15 protein-coding genes are annotated in these 15747 nt (G+C 63.7%); 4 read left to right on the forward strand and 11 right to left on the reverse strand.

Translation table 11 applies throughout. The features are described 5' to 3' along the window. Positions 1–31: 31 nt before the first annotated feature. From AC3ANQ_RS14390 to AC3ANQ_RS14400, 3 genes are all read right to left on the reverse strand, one after another. The gene (locus AC3ANQ_RS14390) at positions 32–2863 is read right to left on the reverse strand and encodes an aconitate hydratase (RefSeq protein ID WP_488301671.1); all 2832 of its coding nucleotides are present in this window, start codon (positions 2861–2863) and stop codon (positions 32–34) included. A 142-nt stretch (positions 2864–3005) separates the two neighbouring features. Beyond that, positions 3006–4385, reverse strand: a complete 1380-nt coding sequence (locus AC3ANQ_RS14395; RefSeq protein WP_488301672.1) for a class I SAM-dependent RNA methyltransferase — start codon at positions 4383–4385, stop codon at positions 3006–3008. Beyond that, positions 4385–6358 carry an APC family permease gene (locus tag AC3ANQ_RS14400; protein WP_488301673.1) on the reverse strand — a complete coding sequence of 658 codons (1974 nt, stop codon included), beginning with the start codon at positions 6356–6358 and terminating at the stop codon, positions 4385–4387. The genes AC3ANQ_RS14395 and AC3ANQ_RS14400 overlap by 1 nt, the downstream gene beginning before the upstream one ends. Positions 6359–6468: 110 nt before the next feature. Here AC3ANQ_RS14400 and AC3ANQ_RS14405 point away from each other — a divergent pair, with 110 nt between their 5' ends. Together AC3ANQ_RS14405 and AC3ANQ_RS14410 are read left to right on the forward strand one after the other, a co-directional pair. Beyond that, entirely contained in the window at positions 6469–7143 is a 675-nt protein-coding gene (locus AC3ANQ_RS14405; protein ID WP_265978963.1) for a potassium channel family protein, read from the forward strand. Continuing rightward, positions 7140–7871 carry a potassium channel family protein gene (locus tag AC3ANQ_RS14410; RefSeq protein WP_488301674.1) on the forward strand — a complete coding sequence of 244 codons (732 nt, stop codon included), beginning with the start codon at positions 7140–7142 and terminating at the stop codon, positions 7869–7871. Before AC3ANQ_RS14405 ends, AC3ANQ_RS14410 begins: the two co-directional genes overlap by 4 nt. Here AC3ANQ_RS14410 and AC3ANQ_RS14415 read toward each other — a convergent pair. The 4 genes from AC3ANQ_RS14415 to dut form a co-directional block, all read right to left on the reverse strand. Then, positions 7841–8632, reverse strand: a complete 792-nt coding sequence (locus tag AC3ANQ_RS14415) for a DUF3159 domain-containing protein (protein WP_488301675.1) — start codon at positions 8630–8632, stop codon at positions 7841–7843. The two genes, AC3ANQ_RS14410 and AC3ANQ_RS14415, sit on opposite strands and share 31 nt — an antisense overlap. Beyond that, on the reverse strand, positions 8629–8982 hold the full coding sequence (locus AC3ANQ_RS14420; RefSeq protein WP_488301676.1) for a hypothetical protein: 354 nt from the start codon (positions 8980–8982) through the stop codon (positions 8629–8631). Before AC3ANQ_RS14420 ends, AC3ANQ_RS14415 begins: the two co-directional genes overlap by 4 nt. Beyond that, a complete protein-coding gene (locus AC3ANQ_RS14425; protein WP_488301677.1) occupies positions 8975–9724 on the reverse strand; it encodes a DUF3710 domain-containing protein in 750 nt (249 codons plus the stop codon). Before AC3ANQ_RS14425 ends, AC3ANQ_RS14420 begins: the two co-directional genes overlap by 8 nt. 111 nt (positions 9725–9835) lie before the next feature. Continuing rightward, entirely contained in the window at positions 9836–10348 is a 513-nt protein-coding gene (gene dut / locus AC3ANQ_RS14430) for a dUTP diphosphatase (protein ID WP_488301678.1), read from the reverse strand. 113 nt (positions 10349–10461) lie between these two features. Here dut and AC3ANQ_RS14435 point away from each other — a divergent pair, with 113 nt between their 5' ends. Beyond that, positions 10462–10947: a DUF3093 domain-containing protein gene (locus AC3ANQ_RS14435; RefSeq protein WP_488301679.1), complete on the forward strand. Its 486-nt coding sequence runs from the start codon at positions 10462–10464 to the stop codon at positions 10945–10947. A gap of 19 nt (positions 10948–10966) precedes the next feature. Here the strand turns inward: AC3ANQ_RS14435 and AC3ANQ_RS14440 are convergent, their stop codons facing one another. Further along, positions 10967–11263, reverse strand: coding sequence for a DUF4193 domain-containing protein (locus AC3ANQ_RS14440; protein ID WP_268022785.1), 297 nt, complete (start codon positions 11261–11263; stop codon positions 10967–10969). A gap of 285 nt (positions 11264–11548) precedes the next feature. Between AC3ANQ_RS14440 and sepH the strand changes: the two genes are divergently transcribed. Next, the gene (sepH, locus tag AC3ANQ_RS14445; protein ID WP_488305335.1) at positions 11549–12967 is read left to right on the forward strand and encodes a septation protein SepH; all 1419 of its coding nucleotides are present in this window, start codon (positions 11549–11551) and stop codon (positions 12965–12967) included. A 38-nt stretch (positions 12968–13005) separates the two neighbouring features. Here sepH and AC3ANQ_RS14450 read toward each other — a convergent pair whose 3' ends face one another. The 3 genes from AC3ANQ_RS14450 to AC3ANQ_RS14460 are packed head-to-tail and all read right to left on the reverse strand — an operon-like array spanning position 13006 to position 15714. After that, a complete protein-coding gene (locus AC3ANQ_RS14450) occupies positions 13006–13764 on the reverse strand; it encodes a thymidine kinase (RefSeq protein ID WP_488301680.1) in 759 nt (252 codons plus the stop codon). Then, complete coding sequence (locus AC3ANQ_RS14455; protein WP_488301681.1) at positions 13757–14986, reverse strand: alkaline phosphatase family protein; 1230 nt, start codon at positions 14984–14986, stop codon at positions 13757–13759. Before AC3ANQ_RS14455 ends, AC3ANQ_RS14450 begins: the two co-directional genes overlap by 8 nt. Then, positions 14986–15714, reverse strand: coding sequence for a DUF5998 family protein (locus tag AC3ANQ_RS14460; RefSeq protein WP_488301682.1), 729 nt, complete (start codon positions 15712–15714; stop codon positions 14986–14988). Before AC3ANQ_RS14460 ends, AC3ANQ_RS14455 begins: the two co-directional genes overlap by 1 nt. Between the last annotated feature and the right edge of the window lie 33 nt (positions 15715–15747).

A 15747-nucleotide genomic window follows, 5' to 3' on the forward strand; every position in this document is an offset into this window, starting at 1 on the left:
TTGGCACAGGCGGAGTCTGCGCTACTTACCGCTAGTGTGCGGAGATCTGGCGCAGGACGTACTGCAGGATTCCGCCGTTGCGGTAGTAGTCGGCTTCGCCCGGGGTATCGATGCGCAGCACGGCATCGAAGGACTTGGTGCTGCCGTCCTCGGCCGTTGCAGTGACCTTGAGCGTCCTCGGCGTCGTGCCGTTGTTCAGCTCGGTGACGCCCTCGACGGAGAACGTTTCCGTGCCGACCAGGCCCAGGGACGCGGCGGATTCGCCGGCCGGGTACTGCAGCGGGAGGACGCCCATGCCGATGAGGTTGGAGCGGTGGATACGCTCGTAGCTTTCGGCGATGACAGCCTTCACACCCAGCAGCGCGGTGCCCTTGGCAGCCCAGTCGCGGGACGAACCGGAGCCGTACTCCTTGCCAGCCAGGACAACCAGCGGTGTGCCGGCGGCCTGGTAGTTCTGGGCAGCGTCATAGACGTAGGCCTGAGGGCCGTCTGCCTTGGTGAAGTCCCGGGTGAAGCCACCCTCGACGCCCGCACCATCGTTGAAGTCAGCGAGCAGCTGGTTCTTGATGCGGATGTTCGCGAACGTACCGCGGATCATGACCTCATGGTTGCCACGGCGTGAGCCGTAGGAGTTGAAGTCCTTGCGCTCCACACCGTTGCCCAGAAGGTACTGGCCAGCAGGGGTGTCCGACTTGAAAGAACCGGCCGGGGAGATGTGGTCGGTGGTGACGGAGTCGCCGAGCTTCAACAGGACGCGGGCGCCGGCGATATCCGTTACCGGATCCGGCTGCGCCTTCATGCCTTCGAAGTACGGGGGCTTCCGGACGTACGTGGACTTGGGATCCCAGGCGAAGGTGTCCCCTGCCGGGGTGTCGAGCGCCTTCCAGCGGTCGTCGCCGTCAAAGACGCCCTCGTAGCCGCGGGCGAACATTTCCTTGTCAATCGAGGAATCGATGACCTTCTGGACCTCGACGGGGTTCGGCCAGATGTCCTTCAAGAAGACATCGTTGCCGTCCTGGTCCTGGCCCAGCGGGTCAGCCTCGAAGTCGAAGTCCATGGTTCCGGCCAGGGCGTAGGCGATGACCAGGGGCGGCGAGGCCAGGTAGTTCATCTTGACGTCCGGGTTGATGCGGCCTTCAAAGTTGCGGTTGCCGGAGAGGACAGCGGTGACGGAAAGGTCGTTGGCCTGGATGGCCTCGGAGATTTCGGCGTCGAGCGGTCCGGAGTTGCCGATGCAGGTTGCGCAGCCATAGCCGACGATGTAGAAGCCGAGCTTCTCCAGGTAGGGAGTCAGACCGGACTTCTCGTAATAGTCGGTGACAACCTTGGAGCCGGGAGCGACCGAAGTCTTGACCCACGGCTTGGAGGTGAGGCCCTTGTCAACGGCGTTGCGGGCAAGCAGCGCGGCAGCCAGCATCACGGAAGGGTTGGACGTGTTGGTACAGGACGTGATCGAAGCGATCGAGACGGCACCGTGGTCCAGCTCGAACTCGCGGCCGTCAGCTGTTGTGACACTCACCTTGTTCGACGGACGACCGTTGGACTTCGGGCCGTGTGCGTGCGGCGCTACGTCGGCCAGGTGCGTCGCGGAGGCGGTGAACGACGGCGAGTCCGAGGCCGGGAAGCTCTCGTCAATCGCTTCGTCCAGGCTTCCGTCGACCAGGTCTTCCTTCACGTAGTTGCGCAGGTCCTCGCGGAACTGGGCCTTGGACTCCGTGAGGATGATGCGGTCCTGGGGACGCTTCGGGCCCGAGATCGAAGGAACAACCGTGGACAGGTCGAGCTCGAGGTACTCGGAGAACTTGATCTCGTGCGAGGGATCGTGCCAGAGGCCTTGTTCCTTCGCGTAGGCCTCGACCAGGGCAACATTCTGATCGGAGCGGCCGGTGAGGCGCAAGTACTCGAGCGTGACGTCGTCGATCGGGAACATCGCTGCCGTGGAGCCGAACTCCGGGCTCATGTTACCGATGGTGGCGCGGTTGGCCAGTGGCACAGCCGCAACGCCTTCGCCGTAGAACTCCACGAACTTGCCGACCACGCCGTGGTTGCGCAGCTGCTCCGTGATGGTCAGGACGACGTCCGTGGCGGTGGCACCGGCAGGGATAGAGCCGGTGAGCTTGAAGCCCACAACGCGCGGGATCAGCATGGAGACGGGCTGGCCGAGCATGGCAGCCTCGGCTTCAATGCCGCCCACGCCCCAGCCCAGCACGCCCAGGCCGTTGACCATGGTAGTGTGCGAGTCGGTGCCGACGCAGGTGTCCGGGTAGGCACGGAGGACGCCGTCAACTTCGCGGGTCATGATGGTGCGTGCCAGGTATTCGATGTTGACCTGGTGGACGATGCCGGTTCCCGGGGGAACAACTTTGAAGTCGTCGAACGCAGTCTGGCCCCAGCGCAGGAACTGGTAACGCTCGCCGTTGCGCTGGTATTCGATCTCCATGTTGCGCTCGAGGGCGCCGGAGTTGCCGAAGGCATCGATCTGGACGGAGTGGTCGATGACCATCTCGGCCGGCGCCAGCGGATTGACGCGCTTGGGGTCGCCGCCGAGGTCCTTAACGGCTTCGCGCATGGTGGCCAAGTCGACGACACAGGGAACACCGGTGAAGTCCTGCATGATGACTCGAGCCGGGGTGAACTGGATCTCCGTGTCTGGTTGGGCATCCGGGTCCCAACCGGCCAGGGCGCGGACGTGTTCGGCCGTGATATTGGCGCCGTCTTCCGTCCGCAGGAGGTTTTCAAGCAATACTTTAAGGCTGAACGGAAGGCTGTCAGCGCCTTCAACGGAGTTCAACCGGAAAATTTCATAATCGGTGCCGGCTACATTCAGTACGCCTTTGGAACCGAAGCTGTCCACAGTGCTCATGGCAGGACTCCTCTCGCAACAGCTTTCATCTTTGTCGCGCGGCTGACCGCTAGCTAGTTAGGCAAGCCTAATCTGAGCGACTGCCGTTGGTCGGTGGAGAAGTGAAGCGCGACTTGGAACTTCTCCACCATCGTAGTGGCGGCTACGCCGCGGGCACCAGCAACGCAACGGTCTCCAAGTGGTGCGTGTGCGGATACAGGTCAAAGGCCCGGAGTGCTTCAAGCCGCCAGCCGCCGTTCCGGAAGTACCCCAGATCACGCGCGAACGAGGCCGGATCACACGACACATAGGCGATTGCCCGCGGTCCGGACTCGATGAGCTGGCTGACAACGGCTTTACCCGCACCGACACGTGGCGGGTCGATTACCAAGGAATCGAAGTTGCGGGGCCGTTGCCGCAGGACGCGCTCCACCCGGCCCTGGACGATCTCCACATGGGGTTCGCCGTGCAGGTTCTTCCGGGCATCCCGGCTGGTGCCGGGCGAACCTTCCACGGATAGTACCGAACCGGTGACCCCCACCGCGTCCGCCAGGGGCGCCGTAAACAATCCGGCTCCCGCGTAAAGATCGGCCACGGTCGATCCCGGAAGAAGGTAGCCGCCGTCGCGAAGGAATCCCGTCACCGCCCCCACCAGGGTGTCCGGAGCGTCTTTATGGATCTGCCAGAAGCCCTCTCCTGTGACCCGGTATTCATGACCGGCTGCCGACTCCTGGACCCAGGTCCTACCGCGCAACTGCAACACCTCGCCGCGGGCCGGGTCGAAGCTCGCCACGGAAACATCGTGCGGGAGCTGCCCCAGGATCCGGTTGAGGCGCCGGGCGTCGGTCCCCTCCTCCGGGGCGAGGAGGACCAGCGGACGTGATCCGTTGGCAGGCGCCGCAACTTCCACCCGTGAAATACCGTGCAAATCGATGTCCCACAGCCGCAAGTCATTGATGCCCGGAAGCGCGAGCGGCATCTCGCGAACCGGAATGACGACGTCGGAGCGGTGGGCGTGCATTCCCAGGCGGCCGCCCGGGGTGACGGCAAAACTGGCCCGCGTTCGCCAGCCGAGGCCTGTACCGCCGTCGGAAGCTGGATCGTGTGCGGCGGCGGGCTCCACCTCGACGTTCAGCTCGACGCCGGCGAGCCGCTTCAGCTGCTCGGCGAGGACTTCGGATTTGAGCAGGCGTTGCCGTTCCAATGTCACGTGGCCGAGTTCGGCACCGCCCACGGGCGGTCCACCTTTCCGCCAGGCGGCAAGGGAGTCGGCGAGTGGCCAGAAATGGCGTGTCCGGTCGTCCGACGCCTCTAGGACGTCGACGACGTCGGCGCGCCAGAAACGGGAAGACTCGCCGGAGTCCGTCAACCGGACCCGGACCTTCTCCCCCGGGATGCCGTGCCGGACGAAGATGACCCTGCCTTCGTGCCGAGCGACAAAGTGGCCGCCGTGGGCGATGGCGCCGACGTCCACCACAAGTTCCTTGGCAGCTCCGTCCTGGGCCGTGGGCGTGCTGGATTCCGTGTTGCTGGGGTGGGTCATCAGTTATCCTGCAGTGCCTTTGCTTCTTCGGACGACTTCAATTGCCATGGAACGCTTGCGACCATCACACCGGGTTCAAAGTGAAGCCGTGCCTTGATGCGCAGTGCAGTCTGGTTGTGGACAAGCTGTTCCCACCACTTGCCGACGACATACTCCGGGATGTACACGACGATCAGGTCGCGCGGGGAATCCCGGCGCATGTTCTTGACGTAGTCCAGGATGGGCGTGACGGTTTCCCGGTACGGGCTCGCCAACACCGTCAACGGGACCGGGATGTCCAACTTGTCCCAGGCCTCCACGGTGTGGGTTGTTTCCTCATGGTCGATGTCGACAATGATGGCGTCCAACCTGGACGGCCGCGATGCCCTTGCGTAGGCGAGTGCGCGCAGCACCGGTTTGCGGACATGGGACACCAGCAGCACGGCGTGGACCCTGGTGGGCAGCGCACGCGGGGAGGAATCCTCGTCAACGGCCAGTTCCTTGGCCACGTTGTCATAGTGGGCCCGGATGCTCCACATGATGAGGAACAGCACGAACATGGCCAGGAGTGCGATCCAGGCTCCCTGTTCGAACTTGGTGATGAGCACGATGGTCAGCACCAGCGCCGTCATGCAGAAGCCGAGCACGTTGATGGTGCGGGACTTCAATATTCTGAGCCGGACAGCTGTGTCCTGGGCAAGTTTGAGTTCCCTGCCCCAGTGCCGCACCATGCCCAGCTGGCTCATTGTGAAGGAAATAAAGACACCCACGATGTAGAGCTGGATCAGCTTGGTGACGTCGGCGTTGAAGGAAATGATGAGGACAAGTGCCCCGGCCGCAAGTGCGAGGACGCCGTTGCTGAAGGCGAGCCGGTCTCCGCGTGTGCGCAGCTGGCGGGGCAGGTATCCATCCTGGGCGAGGATCGAGCCCAGGACGGGGAACCCGTTGAAGGCCGTGTTGGAAGCGAAGACGAGGATGACCCCCGTGGCCGCGACGACGATATAGAACGGGATGGATCCCGAGCCGAAAATAGTTTCCGCAATCTGGCTGATGGCCGGGTTCTGGATGTAGTCGTCCGCCAGCGGTTGACCGTTGAAGAGGAATTCCTTGGCCGGGTCCAGCACGATGTGGACCTTGGTGGCGTTGGCAAGGTAGATGATGCCCGCGAGCATGGCCGAGGCGATGACCCCCAGCAAGAGGAGGGTCGTGGCAGCGTTCTTACTCTTGGGCTTCTTGAAGTTCGGCACACCGTTGCTGATAGCCTCCACGCCGGTCAGGGCGGCTGCCCCTGAGGAGAAGGCCCGAAGGAGCAGGAACGCCCCGGCCAAGCCGACCAGTCCTTGGTCGAATCCTTCTTGCGGGACGATCGTAAAAGCGGCCGACGGCGCTTCGCCCAGTTGGCCTGTAACCGCCTGGAAGATGCCTACGGCCGTCATGCCCAGGATGGAGAACATGAAGATGTAGGTGGGAACCGCAAAGACGCTCCCGGCCTCCTTGATGCCGCGAAGGTTCGCCAGGGCCAAGATCACGACGCCGACTGTGGCTATGAGTGCCTGCTGCCCATGCAAAGAAGGGATCGCGGTGGTCAAGTACGCGGCCGCGGAGGACATCGACACGGCGACCGTGAGGACGTAGTCCACCAACAAAGCGGCCGCGACGGTCAGGCCCGCGAACTTCCCCAGGTTGACGTTGGCGATTTCGTAGTCGCCACCGCCGGAAGGATAAGCGTGGACGTTTTGCCGGTACGAGGCAACAACCGTGAGCAAGACCACCATGACGGCGAGGCCGACTAGCGGCGAAATGGACACGGCGCTCACGCCCGCCAGGGCCAACGTCAGCAGGATTTCGTCGGGGGCATACGCCACAGAGGACAGGGCGTCCGAGGCGAAAACCGGGAGCGCAATGCGCTTGGGAAGCAGGGTGTGGGCCATTCGATCGTTCCGGAACGGCCGCCCCACCAATACCCGCTTCGCGGCGTTGAGAATTGTCAGCACTCCGCAAAGCTACTCTGAATCCAACGCGATGTCATGACGGCCGACTGGCTTCCACGACTTGCCCCGGTAGAGTCTTACCGAGCGGCATGCATAAGAGTGAAGGAGAAACCGTGGCTCACTTTGTGATCATGGGTTGCGGACGAGTGGGCGCAACGTTGGCGCACACCTTGGAAGACGCCGGCCATTCAGTGGCAATCATCGACCAGGACGACCGTGCTTTCCGTCGCCTGCGGAGCGGATTCACCGGCCGAAAGGTCACCGGCGTCGGCTTTGACCGGGACACGCTGAAGCAGGCAGGTTGCGAAGAAGCGTACGCCTTCGCCGCCGTTTCCAGCGGTGACAATTCCAACATCCTCGCCACCCGGGTAGCCCGTGAAACTTTCCATGTTTCACACGTGGTTGCCCGCATCTACGATCCCGGCCGCGCCGAAATCTACCAGCGCCTGGGCATCCCCACGGTTGCCGCGGTGCGCTGGAGCGCGGACCAGGTCCTGCGCCGCATCCTGCCCGAACAACACCTGGCTGGCGATTACCGCGAGCCTTCCGGCCGACTGGTCTTGTCTGAAGTTGACTTGAACGAAGGCTGGATCGGGCACCCCTTGACTGCCATCGAAGCAGCTTCCGGGATCCGCATCGCTTTCCTCACCCGTTTCGGAGAGGGCGTCCTGCCCCAGGCCGGAACGGCGTACCAGGAAGGTGACACTGTGCACGCCATGTTGAGTCTGGATCGCAGCGCCGAGGTGGCACGCGTCCTCGCCAGCGCACCCGCCAAGGAGTCTGAGTGAAAGTCGTTATTGTCGGCGCGGGCAGCGTCGGCTCATCCATCGCGCGCGAATTGCTCGCCCACAACCACGAGATCATGCTGATCGACCTCAAGCCTGAGGTGATCGGGCGGAGTGGCCTCCGCGGGGCGCGTTGGCTGGTGGGCGATGCTTGCGAATTGAGCACGCTCCAGGAAGCGAAACTGGAAGGGGCCGACGTCGTCGTGTCCGCGACCGGTGACGACAAGGTCAACCTTGTGGTGTCCTTGCTGGCCAAGACCGAGTTCGGTGTGGGCCGTACGGTGGGCCGCGTGAACAACCCCAAGAACGACTGGATGTTCAACGATTCCTGGGGAGTCGACGTCGCGGTCAACACTCCGCAGCTCATGACGGCGCTCGTGGAAGAAGCAGTTGAAATCGGTGACCTCGTCCGACTGCTGACCTTGCAGACGGGTGTGTCCTCGCTCGTGGAGTTCACGGTCCCCCACGATTCGCACATCATGGGCAGCACAGTGGGCGGCATTGAATGGCCCGAAGACGCCACCCTTGTGGCGATCCTCCGCGATCACGCGCCCATCACGCCCAGCCGCGATGACGTGATCGACGGCGGCGACGAGCTGTTCTTCGTCACGACCATTGCGGCCGAGGACGGGCTCAGGGCCCTGCTGTCCCCGTCCGCGGCCGACCACGGATCAGCTGGGGTCGAGGAAGAGTTTTCGGATCAGTCCGACGACGACGGCTTCGACGGCTGAGGATCCTTGTTCGGCTTCTGGCCTGGCGCCGGCCGGGTCAGGAGCCAGGCAATCCATAGGCCAAGGATGTACAGCGGAGCGCCCATGATCAGCCTCATGGTAGCTAGCGCGGCCAGTCCGGGCTCGCCCATGAAGTACAGGGGAACTTGGACCACAAGCCGTAGCGCCAGGACAGCGATGACCACCCAAGTGCCGATGGTGTAGGCCCGCAAGCGCTCCGGGTTCTTCCGCCAGTCGAAACCTTCGTTGCGGACAAAGCCGAAGAGCAGGCCGGCAATGGGCCACTTGAGCACAATGGACAGCACCATTCCCAGGATGTAGGCGATGTTCGTGTAGAAGCCCAGGACGTAGAAGTCCTCGGCCTTGCCTGTGGTGTTGGCGAGCCAAGCGGAAATTGCGACACCCGCGATCCCGGTAAGCGCCTGGGTCAACGGACGCCGCTGGACAAGCCGGACCACGGTAAAGACAGCCGCCGCTGCGAGGGATGCAATCAGGGACCCTGGGAGGTCACGGGTGACCATGAAGGCGATCAGGAATACGAGGCCCGGCACGATGCTCTCGGCTATCCCTTGAATACCCCCGGCCGACTTGAGGATATCCACGTGCCCGTGGCTGTTCCGATGGAGTCCGGCCTTTTCTGCGTAGCCCGCGGCGATGTCCGCAATACTTGGCCCCTGCGTCTCCTGACGGGCCCCCTCTGCCTGGCCGGGCTTTTCCTGCGCCGGTTTTTCGTGGGGACCGGGTCCGTTGGCGACGGTCATTGGTGCTCCTGCCGGGAGAGGATTTCATAGCGCGGATTAAACATGGTGGGCAGCCCGTCCCGCAGCATGACCATTCCTTCGAGGCGAAGGACAGTCCCGGGTTCGATGCCGGGGACCTTACGGCGGCCCAGCCAGATGAGGCGCAAGCGGGCCAATGGACCGGTTTCTCTCCTGTGCGCGATCCGGTCGACGACGATTGCCGAGAAGTGTGCTTGCTCATTGGCTGGTTGGTAGGTGACCGACTCGATAGAACCCGTGCAGTTGACTCTGCCGCGCAAAGGGAGCTCAGCCAGGGACAAGGATGGCCGGCTGCCATGGGCGGCAGCGGCGCGGGGCGCTTTATCAGCCAATCTGGGTGATCTCCGGGCCGCGTTCGGGTTGCTGAAGTTCCGGTGTTTCCTGCGGAGCGCCGTGGTGTCCGGGGGCTGCGGCGTCCTTTGGCAGCCTCAACTGGAGCAGTTCACGGGGCGGCATGGGGTTGTCTCCGCGAATGACCACGACCTTGCGGAAGAGATTCTCCAGGCCTTCGGCAGCGTCCCTGTCCAAGGCGGCCTGACCCCCGATGACCCCGCGGAGGAACCAGCGGGGCCCATCCACGCCCATGAACCTGGCCGCTCTGAAACCACGCCCGCCGTCGGCGGATTCGGTAGGAAGCTTGGCGATGAGTTCAGTGCCGAAGGTGCCGGGGATCTCCTCGACTTCGCCTCCTTGGCTGGACACCGACTGGCCGATCTGTTCGCGGATCTCGTCCCAAAGTCCTTCGGAACGGGGCGCAGCGAAAGCTTGGAGCTGAAGGCTCGAGCCGTCCAAGTCCATGGTGACGGCCACTACCCGCTGGGTCGCTTCTTCCACCTCGAGACGCAGCTGAAGGCCCTCAGAAGGCTCGATGAGCAATGCGCCAAGGTCCACGTAGCCCTCTTGGCTATCGACTTCGCTGGCATCGAATGGCCCTTTGGACAGCCGGAAGTCGCCCTTGGCGATTCCACTGGCTACCGTTCCGGCATCCTGCCGCGACGTCGCGGCTTTGGCCTGCTCGGTATTCTTGTCTTCCGGCTGCTCGGCCCTGGACTTCTTTCCGCGCCCAAAAAGCATCGGGTTGTCTCCTTAGTAGTGGTCTATCCCCCAGTAAACCGCAGACTGCCCGTCAACTCGCGGGCAGCATGGCAATCAGCTCCGTATGGCGTCGATTGCCGAGGGTTGTTGCTAGCTCACGGCCGGCGCGAAGCCTCCGGTCGATCCAAAACCGCCGGTACCCCGCGCGGTGTCGGACAATTCCTCCACCGCCACGAACTGCGCATATTCGACGCGCTGGATCACCATTTGGGCAATTCTATCGCCGCGCTTGAGTTCGATTGCCTGGTTTTGGTCCGTATTCAAAAGCGTCACGGAAATTTCACCTCTGTAGCCGGCATCGACCGTGCCCGGGGCGTTGACCACGGTGAGTCCGTGTTTGGTGGCCAGCCCAGATCTCGGGTGGATCAATGCGACAAAGCCGTTTGGCAGCGCGATTGAGACCCCTGTGGGAACGAGCTTCCGCTCCCCCGGGGCGAGGGATACGTCCGTACGGGCCCGCAAGTCGGCACCGGCGTCCCCAGGGTGGGCGTACGACGGCACTTCCAGGCCGTCGTCGAGCATTTTCAGTTGGATCTGAAGGGTCGGCGCGCCATATTCGGCGGATATGTCTGCGGGGCTGGCTACTGCTGTCTCATGGCTCACAGTCAGATATTCTATCGTCCGCGGGGTGCTGCCGTAGTTGCTGGCGCAAGCGGCTGCCGCGCCCAATTGCTGGGCGTTAATTCCTGGGGTCGCTGTCCCGATAAGCTGGTTGCATGCCTGAATCGACTGCATCCGTACCCACGCCTAACCACTCCACAAGTGGAACGGGCGTCCTGTATGCGGAAAAACTCTGGCCATCCCCTTGGATCTGGATTGTTGTGGTCGGCTTGTCTGCCGCCGGCATCCTGATGTTTGCGCCGATCAGCATCACCGCCGGCATCATCGCCGCGCTGGTTCTCTTCGCGATCATGACCACCATGCTGCTGTTGTCCACCCCGGCCATTGTGGTGGACCGGGAAACCGTCCAGGTGGGCCGCGCCAGCATTCAGCGCGAATTCGTCGGCGCCGTCACGGCCTTCCGTAAGGAGGAAGCCACGGCAGAGCGCGGAATCCGGCTTAATGGCCTGGCGTTCATGTGCCTGCGTGGCTGGATCGACCCCGTGGTGCGCATTGAAATCACCGACCCTGCGGACCGTACCCCGTACTGGCTGACGTCCACCCGCCGCCCTGAACAACTACTGGCGGCCCTGTCCAAGTAGGCTGGTCCGTTCCCCCAGGTCAGCTCTCGCACTCCTTGCAGTAAAGATGCCCGTCTTTCTCCCGTGCAATCTGGGAGCGGTGCTTGACCAGGAAGCAATTGAAACAGGTGAATTCGTCCGCCTGCGGAGGCAGCACCCGGACCAGCAGCTCTTCGCCGGACAAGTCCGCCCCGGGGAGCTCGTAGGCGTCGGCCAGGTCAGTCTCGTCGATGTCAACCGCCGATGACTGCTTCTCGGTGCGATGCGACTTGAGTTCCTCGATCGAGTCCTCGGTATCTTCTTCTGTCTTCCGAGGGGCATCGTAGTCCGTTGCCATGGTCCCTTCTTCGTTCTCCCTTGTGCTTCACGCAGGGCTCGCGGTCCTGTCAACCGGAACCTGCTCCGGTCTAAGGATGTAACGCAGCAGGCCGCATTTTTGTGCCCGATATCGGGCAGATTGTCCTCCCAGCCGCACCAAATGTCCATAGCCCAGTGGGGACGGCTGCGCAGGGAAATTCCCGGAAAATCGCGGAATATCGCGGCGCGCCCTTTGTCCTAGTAGGAAAAGGCTGCACCGGGTGGCAGAGTTTCGAATGTCAGATAGGCCATGGTGGAGGATTTTATGCGGGATCTACGGCTGGTTGGCGTCCACGACGACGGCGGACATCTCCTGTTGAGCGGTACCGGCGGCGAAATGTTCCAGCTTCCGATTGACGAGGCGTTGCGTGTTGCCGCGAGCCGGACACCTGCCCAGGTGGCCGCCCGCGCTTCGATCACGCCCGTCGCCATGTCCCCGCGTGACATTCAGTCGCGTATCCGTAGCGGTGCGACGGCCACGGAAGTAGCGGAGCTGTCAGGATTGCCGCTCGCCAACGTGCAGCGCTATGAGGGCCCTGTGCTGGCCGAGCGGGAATACATCGCGCAGCAGGCCCGCAAAGTGGAAGTCGCTTCCCCGGCACCTGGCCACGATACGTACCGCGCGGCCTTCGGTGACGAGCCTGCAAGTCTTGGCGAGATGGTTGCGCACCGACTCAGGGCCCACGGCATTGACTCCTCAGCGGTGGAGTGGGACTCTTGGCGCCGCAGCGATGGGGCGTGGACCGTCGTCGCGCGCTTCGAAACCAAGCCAGGCAGCCTGGAAAGCATCGGCGAAGAGCCACCGGCTATGTGGACCTTCAATCCCGCCCGGAAATCCCTCCAGAACGCCAACCGCTGGGCCCAGCAGCTCAGCGAACTGGAACCGCTTGATGGCCCCGTACCGGCGCGACGGCTCGCCGCCGTTTCCGACCGGCCTTTTGATTTTGAGGTCGACGGCGGCGCCGCGGCCCGTGCGGCCGCCGCAGCCACCAAGGAAGCCGATGGTCTCCTGGACATGCTGCGCTCTCGCCGCGGACAACGCCTTGGCATCGACGAAGACAGCGACGACGCTTTGGCGCTGCTTCTGAGCAGCGGTGTTCCAGCCGCCCATCCCCGGCCCAGCGACGTCGAAGACGGGCTTTCGGATAAGGCGTCAACGGACGCGGACGAACCGACCGAAGCCGACACCGCCGCGACCCGTCGTGACGCTCGTGCCTCCATGCTGTCGCGGCTGAGTCTGGCTCCGCAGCATGACGACAAGGAAGACGATTCCCTCCGGCTGCACGACGGCGTCAGCACGGATACCCGGGAAATCACGGTGATCCCGGGCCCCCTGCGCCCAGTGACCCTTCTGCGGGGCAGGCCTGACAACGATGCGCAGGCCCCCCGGGACGAGACGCAACCCCAGGAAGCGGCATCACCGCGGGCCGGCCTGGACGAATTGCTCGGCGGAGCCCCCCGGCGCGAACGGGAGGAGCCGAAGCCCACCCGCGCCGGGCTGAAGGATTCCTGGTACAAGGCCACACCATCCACTTCGTCGGAGGGCGTGGATTCAGAGTCTGACAACCGACCCCACGGTGACGAGTCTTCCGACGCAGCGCCTGCCGAACGCCAGCCGTCACGGCCCAAGCGCTCCAGCATTCCCAGCTGGGATGAAATCGTCTTCGGAACGCGCGGGGACTAGCGGTTCAAGTTCGCGCCGTTTTCGGTTCGCGGAAGGCCTCAGTTCGCGCCGTGCCAAAGGCAGGCGTCGACGTCGAACGGCAGCAATTGGTCCCGGCTCGCCATGAGATTGGCCCCGTGGGCGGTGACCCGTCGCATGTAGTGCCGACGGCAGAGGGTCTCGTATCCGACTGCGGGTCGTAACGCGTCGGCTGGTTCCGGGACCACTTCCCCACCGCCGTTGCCGCCGGGCCCGTCGTCAATACGCCCGTCCTCGATGCGCCCATCCATCGCGACGTCGCCCACCACCACTTGCTCGCCTTCGACCACCATGATGCCGTCCACAGTCCGCGCATTGTGTGTTGCGCGGCGGCCGCACCAACAGAGCGCTTCGACCTGCAGGACCTGAACTCTATCCGCGAGTTCCACGAAGCGCTGGGATCCAGGAAACAGCCTGGTACGGAAGTCCGAGGTGATCCCGAAGGCGAACACGTCGACGTCCATCTCGTCAACCACGCGCGCCAGCTGTTCCACCTGCCCCGGCGAGTAGAACTGGGCCTCGTCACAGATGAGGTAATCCACCCCGAGGCCGGTCGTCCGGCGTCGGACCACTTCATCCCAGAAATCGGTGGTGTCAACGACCTCAACTGCGCCCGTCTGGAGACCGAGCCGGCTGGAGATGACCGAGCCCCCAGCGCGGTCGTTGCAGCTGAAGCGGACGCCGCCCCGGCCACGAGCACGATGGTTGTGGTCCATCTGCAAAGCAAGTGTGGACTTGCCGCAGTCCATGGTTCCGGAAAAGAAGATGAGCTCAGCCACGGCGGCCTTTGGGACCTCCGGACTGGAAGCAGAGCAGCGGTACTTCGCGCTCCGCTTTGGTCAGCGAACCATGCTGCCCGACGACTTCCATGGCGGTGGGGCGGACCCGGCGGACATCGTAGAGCGCCAATGTGTCCCGGGCGGCAATCATGACGTCTCCGATCCGCGGGGAAACCTCCGGGCGCAGCCCGCCGAAGAGACCTGCCGCAAGGCCCTGCTCCCGGGTGAAGGCCCAGATCCGGTCGCCGAAGCGGGCACGCCAGGCGTCCAGCAGGGCTTCCCGGTGGAGCTCTCCGGCGTCGGGTTCCAGGTACAGGTGGACCATGCGTGGTTCGCCTGCTGTATGCCGGACACCGGCAATGAGAGCGGTATCGGATGAGTAGTCGATACGCTGCGACTCCGGAACGTCAAGCATCCCGTGGTCCCCGGTGACAAGGATCGTGGTACCTGCCGGAAGTGAGGCGGATAGCCTCTTGACCGTTGAATCTATCTCTTCGAGCTGGTGTTCCCAGCGATCGGACTGGCAGCCGTAGCGGTGGCCGGCTTTGTCGAGCTCGTTGACGTAGAAGTACATGAGCGAACTGGTTCCTGCGGCCATCGCTTCCCCTGCAGCTGCCGTGCGGGAATGCAGCGAGCTACCTCCCACGAAGCGGCTTCCCCGAAGCGCCGCCCGGGTCATGGGTGACGTACCGAACTGAGGCAGGCTCACCGTAACCACGTCAGCCTCAGCAGCAACGCGTTCGAAGATCGTCGGGAACGGTTGCCAGCTCAGGGGATCGACTCCGGCGTCCCAATTGCCGAGCAGATTGACCACCTTGTCCTGGGCCGGATCCAGGACGTCGTAGCCCACCATGCCGTGTTCGCCTGGCGTACGGCCCGTGCCCAGACTTGCCAAGGACGACGCCGTGGTGGAAGGGAAGGCTGAATCAAGCCAGACAGGAACGGCTCCCTGCCCCGAATTCGCAACGGACCTCAGGAACGGCGTGTGGGCGGCTTTCTGCTTGAGCAGGTTGCGGCCCAGGCCATCGGCGAGTACCACGCATACGCGTTGCGATGCGGGCAATTGCAGCTTGTTCTCAAAGCCCGGCAGGCCCATGCTCGCGGCGGCGCTGGTGAAGACCTCGGCGATCGATTTGCTGCCATACAAGGGAGCGCTGGGAAGCTCGGGGACGGTGCTGGCAGCGGGGGCGGTTTCCTGGGCGAGATGTTCCGAGGTCACCATCAGCGCTGGTGCCCGCGGCTCAACCGGTTTCCGAAGACGCCCGAACGGAGCCGCGGTGCGGGGATGGAACCCGAATGCGCTGCAGGCCCGGGACCCCCTGTGTTCACGGCCCGAAGCGCGCGGGCAAAGATCTTCGCATCCTGCACGGCCCTGGGGCCGTCTGCCTCCGAGCTGATCCGAAGGACGATGTCCTCCTGGGAAATAGTGCCTGTGTACCCATGATCGGCTTCGCATTGCGGGTCCCCGCAACTGGCCGGTCCCACATCTAGGCGTTGGCCACCAGACCAGGCGATGGACAGGGTCAGCTCCCTGACGGGGTCGCTCGGAGTGTAATTCTGCGGCTGTGCATACATGTAGCTGAGCACTACCGAGCGGATTTGTGCCACTGGCACGGACTCAGTCGAAATCTGGGCGACAATCTGTTCGCCGGCCTCGTCAAGCTGCTGGTCGTCAACGTGGGTGATCACCAGCATGTCCTCAGTGAGGACCAGGACGGTGATATGGCGCCGGACCTCGGCACGGTCGAAATGCGTTTCCAAGTGCACCAGGTGTGCAAGGCAGTCCCGCCCGTCCAAAGCGTCGGCCACAACATCGGCAACGAGGACAGGGTAGAACCCGGCCCGCTGAAGAGCCTGGTCCAGGTCCTGCCCCTGCGAGCTGTGGTTGTGTGCTGCATGGTGCCCGGTGGTAGCCGGACCGGACGGAGGCGTCGGGGACTTCGAGCTCATTCCCCCATTTTCACAGATCGGCTGTGGACTTCA

The sequence above is a fragment of the Arthrobacter sp. DMZ02-1R genome, from assembly GCF_057747935.1.

What these genes read in the sequence shown, in the direction of transcription:
- AC3ANQ_RS14390 (WP_488301671.1), bottom strand. Translation starts at nt 2,863, where the DNA reads ATGAGCACTGTGGACAGCTTCGGTTCCAAAGGCGTACTGAATGTAGCC.
- AC3ANQ_RS14395 (WP_488301672.1), bottom strand. Translation starts at nt 4,385, where the DNA reads ATGACCCACCCCAGCAACACGGAATCCAGCACGCCCACGGCCCAGGAC.
- AC3ANQ_RS14415 (WP_488301675.1), bottom strand. Translation starts at nt 8,632, where the DNA reads ATGACCGTCGCCAACGGACCCGGTCCCCACGAAAAACCGGCGCAGGAA.
- AC3ANQ_RS14425 (WP_488301677.1), bottom strand. Translation starts at nt 9,724, where the DNA reads ATGCTTTTTGGGCGCGGAAAGAAGTCCAGGGCCGAGCAGCCGGAAGAC.
- AC3ANQ_RS14435 (WP_488301679.1), top strand. Translation starts at nt 10,462, where the DNA reads ATGCCTGAATCGACTGCATCCGTACCCACGCCTAACCACTCCACAAGT.
- AC3ANQ_RS14440 (WP_268022785.1), bottom strand. Translation starts at nt 11,263, where the DNA reads ATGGCAACGGACTACGATGCCCCTCGGAAGACAGAAGAAGATACCGAG.
- sepH (WP_488305335.1), top strand. Translation starts at nt 11,549, where the DNA reads ATGCGGGATCTACGGCTGGTTGGCGTCCACGACGACGGCGGACATCTC.
- AC3ANQ_RS14455 (WP_488301681.1), bottom strand. Translation starts at nt 14,986, where the DNA reads ATGGTGACCTCGGAACATCTCGCCCAGGAAACCGCCCCCGCTGCCAGC.
- AC3ANQ_RS14460 (WP_488301682.1), bottom strand. Translation starts at nt 15,714, where the DNA reads ATGAGCTCGAAGTCCCCGACGCCTCCGTCCGGTCCGGCTACCACCGGG.